This window comes from Chelativorans xinjiangensis (assembly GCF_009812055.1).
GTDB classification, from domain to species: domain Bacteria; phylum Pseudomonadota; class Alphaproteobacteria; order Rhizobiales; family Rhizobiaceae; genus Chelativorans; species Chelativorans xinjiangense.
In genome coordinates, this window is record NZ_WQNH01000095.1 from 1 (window position 1) to 6,895 (window position 6,895).

Below are 6,895 nucleotides of genomic sequence, written 5' to 3' on the forward strand. Positions count from 1 at the left end.
AAGCTCGTCCTGCTCGCAAACGCCCTGCTCAGAGACAGCCGAAAATGGACGCCTGCCCTTCCTTGACCAACACGGATACTCTAGCCGCACACTACGTCCCGGCTAACGGCAACGGCAAATCCCGGCTCGATTGGCTTCCGCCTCAGGATGCGGAATCCTGCGGGCCAGTGCCGGCCTCGCTGCCTTCCTTCGCGTTTGCGGCGGCCTCGCCGCCCTTCGGCCCGCCCTTGGCGACACCGACCATGGCCGGCCGCAGCACGCGCTCGCCGATCACATAGCCTGTCTGCACTACCTGGACGACCGTGTTGGCCGGCACCTCCGCATTCTGCACCTCGAACATGGCCTGGTGGAAATGCGGGTCGAATTTCTCGCCGTTGGGCTCGATGCGCTTGACCCCGTGGCGCTCCAGCGCCGAGAGCATGGCGCGCTCGGTCATCTCGACGCCTTCGACCAGCGCCTTGAGGCCAGGCTCGGCTGCCTCGCGCGCCTCCGCCGGCACCGCTTCCAGCGCGCGTTGAAGATTGTCCGAGACGTTGAGCATGTCACGCGCGAAGTTGGCGATGCCGAAGCTGCGTGCCTCGGCCACGTCGCGCTGGGTGCGCTTCCGCAAGTTGTCCATCTCGGCGGCGAGCCGCAGCGCGCGTTCCTTCAATTCCTCGTTCTCCTCGGCCAGGCGCACCAGCACATCCGCCTCGGACACCCCCGCATCGTTGCTCTCGCCTTCGGCGGGCGCCTCATGAACTGTTTCGGCGGTTGTTTCGGCCGCGCTTGTCTGGTCCCTGGGCTCGGCGTTTTCCGGTGCGTTGTCGTCCTTTGGATGCGTATTCATTGCCTGTCCGTCTTTTTCTCGGAAATCGGGCCGGATATCGAGGTTTGGAGCCGCAAAATCAAGGGGGGAACGGTTATCGTTCAGCCGGGAAGGCCGGCACCGCCGACGGGAAGCGTGCGGACATGCGAATCGAAACCGGCGATCAGCGGACGTGCCTTGCCGATCGCTTCCTGCACTTCGGGCAGTGAGAGCGATGCCTTGTGGCTTTCTTCGTCATCCCACACTTCCGTGATCCAGATCGCATCCTCGTCCGTCTCGTCCCTGGCGACCACATAGCTGAGACAACCGGGCATTTCCGCCGTTGAGGCCAGGAGGATATCGATGAGCGCGTCCCGCTTTTCCGGTTGCGCGCGCATCTTGCCGATCAGACCGAACATTGTCCCTCCCGTGTCATCTCTACCGCAGCATCCGTCCGACCAGCTGCGCCGTATAGTCCACCATCGGCACGATGCGCGCGTAGTTGAGCCGGGTCGGCCCGATGATGCCGAGAGCCCCGATAATGCGCGAGTCCTGGTCGTGATAGGGTGCCACCACCAGCGAGGAGCCGGAGAGCGAGAAGAGCTTGTTCTCCGAGCCTATGAAGATGCGCACACCGGGCCCTTCCTCGGCCAGCTCCAGAAGCTGGATCAGCCCTTCCTTGGTTTCCAGGTCCTGGAAGAGGTGGCGCAGAAGCTCGATGTCGGCCTGTGCCGTCACGTTCTCCAATAGGTTCGCCCGGCCGCGCACGATCAGTCTGGCCGGAACGTCGCTGTCCTGCCCTGCCCACACCGCAAGCCCCTGTTCGACCAGCGATTGGGATAGCGTGTCGAGCGCGGCGCGTGTCTCCTCCTTCAGCCGCTCCATCTCGGCCCGCGCCTCGGCCAGCGTGCGGCCGCGGATGTGGGCGTTCAGGAAATTGGAGGCTTCGGTGAGCTGCGAGGCGGTCACGCCCGGCGGCAGGTCGATGACGCGGTTCTCCACGTCACCGTTCTGCGAGACGAGCACGGCGAGCGCCTTCCGCGGCTCGAGCTGGATGAACTCGATATGCTTCAGCGGCGTCTCGGCCTTGGCGGCGAGCACGAGGCCGGCACCGCGCGACAGGCCTGAGAGCATTTGGCTCGCCTCGGTCAGCATATGCTCCAGCGACTGGCTCTTGCCCGCTGTCTTCACCTGCGCCTCGATGACCTGGCGTTCCTCTTCCGAAAGGTCGCCGATCTCCATGAAGGCATCGACGAAGAAGCGCAGGCCCTGCTGGGTGGGCAGCCGCCCGGCGGAGACGTGCGGAGCGTAGATGAGGCCCAGATGCTCCAGGTCGCTCATCACGTTGCGCACGGTGGCCGGCGAGAGCTGCGTCGACAGAAGGCGCGAAAGATTGCGCGAACCCAGGGGCTCGCCCTCGCGCAGATAGGATTCGACGATAAGGCGGAAGATGTCGCGCGAGCGCGCATCGAGCGTCTGCAGTGTTTGGTCCGCGACAGGCTTGGTCATGCGTCGTCTGCCTCCTAGCCGGAATATAAGGGGACGAGAGGGGAACACAACTCTTCTTGACGGGGCATCGGCACGGTTTTCCTTTGCGTCCGCCGATCTCAAAAGCTACAAGCCGCGCACGATCTGAACCCAGCCAACAGCCAGAGGCGCGACACCATGCGACCATCGAAACGGCAACCGGACGAAATGCGCGCCATCAGCTTCGAGCGCGGCATCTCCAAGCACGCCGAAGGCTCCTGCCTCGTCAAGTTCGGCGACACGCAGGTTCTGTGCACGGCGAGCCTGGAGGAGAAGGTGCCGTCCTGGCTGCGCAACTCCGGCAAGGGCTGGGTGACGGCCGAATACGGCATGCTGCCGCGCTCCACGGGCGACCGCATGCGCCGCGAGGCGTCCTCCGGCAAGCAGGGCGGGCGCACCCTGGAGATCCAGCGCCTCATCGGCCGCAGCCTGCGCTCGGTGGTCGACCTGAAGGCGCTGGGCGAGATGCAGATCACGGTGGACTGCGACGTGCTGCAGGCCGACGGCGGCACGCGCACGGCAGCGATCACCGGCGGCTTCGTGGCGCTGCACGACTGCCTGTCCTGGATGCAGGCGCGCCACATGGTCTCCGTCGAGCGGGTGCTGAAGGACCACGTGGCCGCCATCTCCTGCGGCGTCTACGAAGACACGCCGGTGCTCGACCTCGACTACGCCGAGGATTCGGCGGCGGCGACGGACGCCAATTTCGTCATGACGGGCAAGGGCGGCATCGTCGAGATTCAGGGCACGGCGGAGGGCGAACCCTTTTCCGAAGAGCAGTTCCAGGCGCTGCTGGCGCTCGCCAAGACGGGTATCTCGCGGCTGGTGGAACTGCAGAAGATGGCGGTTTCCTGAGGGCATTTGGCATGCAACCGGCGGCCATACTCGAAGCGGCGCTCTATGTGAGCGATCTCAGGGAGGCCGAGCGCTTCTACGGCGAAGTGCTGGGCCTGGAGCGCATCGCCAAGGCGGAAGGCCGCCACGTCTTCTTCCGTTGCGGCAACGCCGTGGTGCTTCTGTTCAATCCCGACGCGACCGAGGTGCCGCCGGCGCCCGATGCGCGGCTGCCCGTGCCGCCGCATGGCGCGCGCGGTAATGGGCACCTCTGCTTCGCCGCCAGCGCCGAGGAGATCGAGGCGTGGAAGGAGCGCCTCGAGGCGGCGGGCATCGCCGTCGAGGCGGATTTCGAGTGGCCGAACGGAGGGCGGTCGATCTATTTTCGTGATCCGTTCGGCAATTCGCTCGAATTCGCCGAACCGCGCATCTGGGGGCTTTCTTGAGGGACATCGAAGACAGGCAGTTCGTCCTCGCCAGCCACAACAAAGGAAAGCTGAACGAGTTCGCCGGCCTCTTGGAGCCGTTCGGCTACCATGTGCGCTCGGCCGCCGAGCTCGGCCTGCCGGAGCCCGAGGAGACAGGCATCGCCTTCGAGGAGAACGCCTATATCAAGGCCCATGCGGCGGCCAAGGCGACCGGCCTGCCCGCCCTTTCCGACGATTCGGGCATGTGTGCCGACGCGCTCGACGGGGCGCCCGGCGTCTACACCGCCGACTGGGCGACCTTGCCGGATGGCGGCCGCGACTTCCGCGTCGCCATGGACAAGGTGGAAAAGCTCCTGCGCGAGAAGGGCGCCGTGACGCCGGATCAGCGCCGCGCGCGCTTTGTCGCCGTGCTGTGCCTTTGCTTTCCCGACGGGGAGGCGGAATACTATCGCGGCGAGGTGGAAGGCCATCTGGTGTGGCCGCCGCGCGGGGAACGCGGCTTCGGCTACGACCCCGTCTTCCAGCCGGACGGCTTCGCCACCACCTTCGGAGAAATGACGGCGGAGGAAAAACACGGCTGGAAGCCCGGCGACGCGCACGCGCTGTCGCACCGGGCGCGCGCCTTCCGCAAATTCGCGCAAGCGCGGCTGGGTGTCTCATGAACGAAGGTCCGGGCTTCGGGGTCTATGTGCATTGGCCCTTCTGCGCGGCCAAGTGCCCCTATTGCGACTTCAACAGCCACGTGCGGCACCGGCCGGTGGACCAGGAGCGTTTCGCCGCCGCATTTGCGCGCGAGCTTGCGACGATGCGCCGGCGCACCGGCCCGCGCACGGTCTCCAGCATCTTCCTGGGCGGCGGCACGCCCTCGCTGATGGAGCCCAAGACGGTGGGCGCCATCCTCGACAGGATCGCGGCGGAATGGACCGTGCCGCCCGATGTGGAGATCACGCTTGAGGCCAACCCGTCCTCCGTGGAAGCGGAGCGCTTCCGCGGCTACCGCGCGGCGGGCGTCAACCGCGTCTCCCTCGGCGTGCAGGCGCTGAACGAAAAGGACCTGCGCTTCCTCGGGCGCCTGCACACGGTGGATGACGCGCTTCACGCCATCCGGCTCGCGCGCGAGACGTTCCCGCGCCTTTCCTTCGACCTGATCTACGCCCGGCCGGGGCAGACGGTGGAAGCCTGGACGGCGGAGCTGGAAGAGGCCATCGGCCATGCTGCCGACCACCTGTCGCTCTACCAGCTCACCATCGAGGAAGGCACGCCGTTCTTCGCCCTGCACAAGGCAGGCAAGCTTCCTGTGCCCGATGCCGATCGGGCAGCCGACCTTTACGAGGTGACGCAGGAGGTGGCGGCGGCGCGGGGCCTGCCGGCCTACGAGATATCCAACCACGCCAAGCCCGGCGCGGAAAGCCGTCATAACCTCATCTACTGGCGCTACGGCGAATATGTCGGCGTGGGACCGGGCGCCCACGGACGCTTCATCGAGGAGGGGCGGCGTGTCGTCACTTTCACCGAGAAGGTGCCGGAGACCTGGCTCGATCTCGTGGAGGCGAAGGGGACAGGTGTCTGCGGCGGCGAAATGCTGACGCGCGAGGAAGAAGCGGACGAGTTCCTGCTGATGGGGCTGCGGCTGGCGGAGGGCATCGATCTTGTGCGCTACGAACAGCTTTCAGGCCACGCATTGGCGCCTGAGAGGGTGACGATCCTACGCGAGGAAGGCTTGGTGACGCCGCTCGGCAATTCCCGCCTGCGCGCCACGCCAGCCGGCATGGTGGTTCTCGACGCGCTGGTGGCCGATCTGGCCCGTTAGATCAGTTCATCGTTTCATGGAATCGATGAACTGATCCAACTCGTTGTTTTGTCGCAATTCCGGACGGAAAACCGGTTCCACTTTTCCTGGAATTGCTCGGCAGCTCAAGCCGCGTTCGAAGCCGGCGCCTCGGCGAGAAACGTGTGGATGGCCGCGGCGTCCTTGGTGCCTCGGATCTTCGCTGTCGTCTCGGCGTCGCGCAGCACGCGCGCAATCCGCGACAGCGCCTTCAGGTGGTCGGCGCCGGCGCCTTCCGGCGCCAGAAGCAGGAACACCAGGTCGACCGGCAGATCGTCCAGCGCGTCGAAATCCACCGGCGTTTCCAGCCTGGCGAAAACGCCGGTGATTTCCTTGATGCCCGGCAGCTTGCCGTGCGGGATGGCGATGCCGTTGCCCACGCCGGTGGAGCCCAGCCGCTCGCGCTGCAGGATCGTGTCGAAGATCTCGCGCTCCGAAAGACCGGTCACCGCGGCCGCCTTTTCGGCCAGGAGCTGCAAGACCTGCTTCTTGGAGTTCGCCTTCAAGGCCGGCATGACCGCCGAAACCTCGATCAGATCGCTGAGATCCATTTTTCGCATCCTCTGCTTGGCTCGCGCGCCTCGGCCGATGGCCGTCGGAATGGCTAAGCGCTCGAGACCGCCGAAGGGTCGATCCAGCCGATATTGCCGTCCGCCCGGCGATAGACGATGTTCACCTCGTTGCTTCCCGCATTGCGGAAAACGAAGACCGGGCTGTCCTTCATATCGAGCTCGATGACGGCCGAAGCGACGGTCATGGATTTAAGCGGCAGCCGCGATTCGGCCACCACCGTGGGCGCATAGTCCTCGGGCAGTTCGTCCTCGTCCTCGCCGACCGCCACCACCACCCGGTAGGTCATGTCGGCCATGCCGTCGCCGCTCTGGGCGGCACTGTAGGACTTCAGTTTGCGCTTATAGCGGCGCAGCCTTTTTTCGATGCGCTCGGCCGCGGCGTCGAACGCCAGTTGCGGATCCTTCGCCTCGCCCGTGGCCTGCAGCACAGTGCCGGTGTCGAGATGGACCGTGCAGTCGGCCGAGAAGCCAGCACCCGATTTCTCGATGGTCACGCGGCCCGAGAAACCGCCGTCGAAATATTTGTCCACCGCCTCGCCAATCCGCTCTTCAATGCGGCTGTGAAAGGCGTCGCCAATGTCCATGTTTTTGCCGGAAATGCGGAGGCTCATGTGAGAAGGGACCTTCCCCTGGTCAGAATTCCAACGATCGAGAGTTTATACCTGTGGACTGCGCATACAAGGTTTCGCGACCGTAAAGTGTAACCCACCCGGCCGCACCCGTCTTTTTCAGCCGCCCGAGGGAGGAACTCGCGTCCACCGCCCCGCCATCTCATGCGGGCGGGCTTCTAGTGGCTTCGCCGGACCTTGTCAATCGACGGGCGCGCCCGGGCCAGGGCCCCGAACTCGGGTTAACGCGCTTTCGCTGTTGTGGGTTGGCTGATTCCATGGGTGCTCGGTTGATTCGGAGCGCCCGCCAT

Annotated in this window: 9 protein-coding genes; 4 read left to right on the forward strand and 5 right to left on the reverse strand. The window is 65.5% G+C overall.

Annotated features, from left to right (window positions below; all coding sequences use genetic code 11):
* Positions 1-142: 142 nt before the first annotated feature.
* From grpE to hrcA, 3 genes are all read right to left on the reverse strand, one after another.
* Positions 143-829, reverse strand: a complete 687-nt coding sequence (gene grpE, locus GM910_RS26510; RefSeq protein WP_159593835.1) for a nucleotide exchange factor GrpE — start codon at positions 827-829, stop codon at positions 143-145.
* 80 nt (positions 830-909) lie between these two features.
* Complete coding sequence (locus GM910_RS26515) at positions 910-1,206, reverse strand: putative quinol monooxygenase (RefSeq protein WP_159593837.1); 297 nt, start codon at positions 1,204-1,206, stop codon at positions 910-912.
* Positions 1,207-1,225: 19 nt separating this feature from the next.
* Positions 1,226-2,296: a heat-inducible transcriptional repressor HrcA gene (hrcA, locus tag GM910_RS26520; protein ID WP_159593839.1), complete on the reverse strand. Its 1,071-nt coding sequence runs from the start codon at positions 2,294-2,296 to the stop codon at positions 1,226-1,228.
* Between the two features lie 156 nt (positions 2,297-2,452).
* On the opposite strand from hrcA, the gene rph reads away from it, so the two are divergent.
* Genes rph through hemW form a run of 4 tightly spaced genes read left to right on the forward strand, consistent with a single transcriptional unit; the run spans position 2,453 to position 5,386 of the window.
* On the forward strand, positions 2,453-3,169 hold the full coding sequence (gene rph, locus GM910_RS26525; protein WP_159593841.1) for a ribonuclease PH: 717 nt from the start codon (positions 2,453-2,455) through the stop codon (positions 3,167-3,169).
* Positions 3,170-3,180: 11 nt separating this feature from the next.
* The gene (locus GM910_RS26530; RefSeq protein ID WP_159593843.1) at positions 3,181-3,594 is read left to right on the forward strand and encodes a VOC family protein; all 414 of its coding nucleotides are present in this window, start codon (positions 3,181-3,183) and stop codon (positions 3,592-3,594) included.
* Positions 3,591-4,238 (forward strand): RdgB/HAM1 family non-canonical purine NTP pyrophosphatase, encoded by a 648-nt coding sequence (gene rdgB, locus GM910_RS26535; RefSeq protein WP_159593845.1) that lies wholly within the window; start codon positions 3,591-3,593, stop codon positions 4,236-4,238. Before GM910_RS26530 ends, rdgB begins: the two co-directional genes overlap by 4 nt.
* A complete protein-coding gene (gene hemW, locus GM910_RS26540; protein WP_159593847.1) occupies positions 4,235-5,386 on the forward strand; it encodes a radical SAM family heme chaperone HemW in 1,152 nt (383 codons plus the stop codon). The genes rdgB and hemW overlap by 4 nt, the downstream gene beginning before the upstream one ends.
* 104 nt (positions 5,387-5,490) lie before the next feature.
* Here hemW and ptsN read toward each other — a convergent pair whose 3' ends face one another.
* Together ptsN and hpf are read right to left on the reverse strand one after the other, a co-directional pair.
* Positions 5,491-5,955 (reverse strand): PTS IIA-like nitrogen regulatory protein PtsN, encoded by a 465-nt coding sequence (gene ptsN, locus GM910_RS26545; RefSeq protein ID WP_159593849.1) that lies wholly within the window; start codon positions 5,953-5,955, stop codon positions 5,491-5,493.
* A gap of 53 nt (positions 5,956-6,008) precedes the next feature.
* Positions 6,009-6,587, reverse strand: a complete 579-nt coding sequence (gene hpf / locus GM910_RS26550) for a ribosome hibernation-promoting factor, HPF/YfiA family (RefSeq protein WP_159593851.1) — start codon at positions 6,585-6,587, stop codon at positions 6,009-6,011.
* Positions 6,588-6,895 lie beyond the last annotated feature (308 nt).

Bases quoted from the DNA above. Each gene is read 5' to 3' on its own strand.
- hrcA (WP_159593839.1), bottom strand. From the start codon at position 2,296: ATGACCAAGCCTGTCGCGGACCAAACACTGCAGACGCTCGATGCGCGC.
- GM910_RS26515 (WP_159593837.1), bottom strand. From the start codon at position 1,206: ATGTTCGGTCTGATCGGCAAGATGCGCGCGCAACCGGAAAAGCGGGAC.
- hpf (WP_159593851.1), bottom strand. From the start codon at position 6,587: ATGAGCCTCCGCATTTCCGGCAAAAACATGGACATTGGCGACGCCTTT.
- ptsN (WP_159593849.1), bottom strand. From the start codon at position 5,955: ATGGATCTCAGCGATCTGATCGAGGTTTCGGCGGTCATGCCGGCCTTG.
- rph (WP_159593841.1), top strand. From the start codon at position 2,453: ATGCGACCATCGAAACGGCAACCGGACGAAATGCGCGCCATCAGCTTC.
- hemW (WP_159593847.1), top strand. From the start codon at position 4,235: ATGAACGAAGGTCCGGGCTTCGGGGTCTATGTGCATTGGCCCTTCTGC.
- GM910_RS26530 (WP_159593843.1), top strand. From the start codon at position 3,181: ATGCAACCGGCGGCCATACTCGAAGCGGCGCTCTATGTGAGCGATCTC.
- grpE (WP_159593835.1), bottom strand. From the start codon at position 829: ATGAATACGCATCCAAAGGACGACAACGCACCGGAAAACGCCGAGCCC.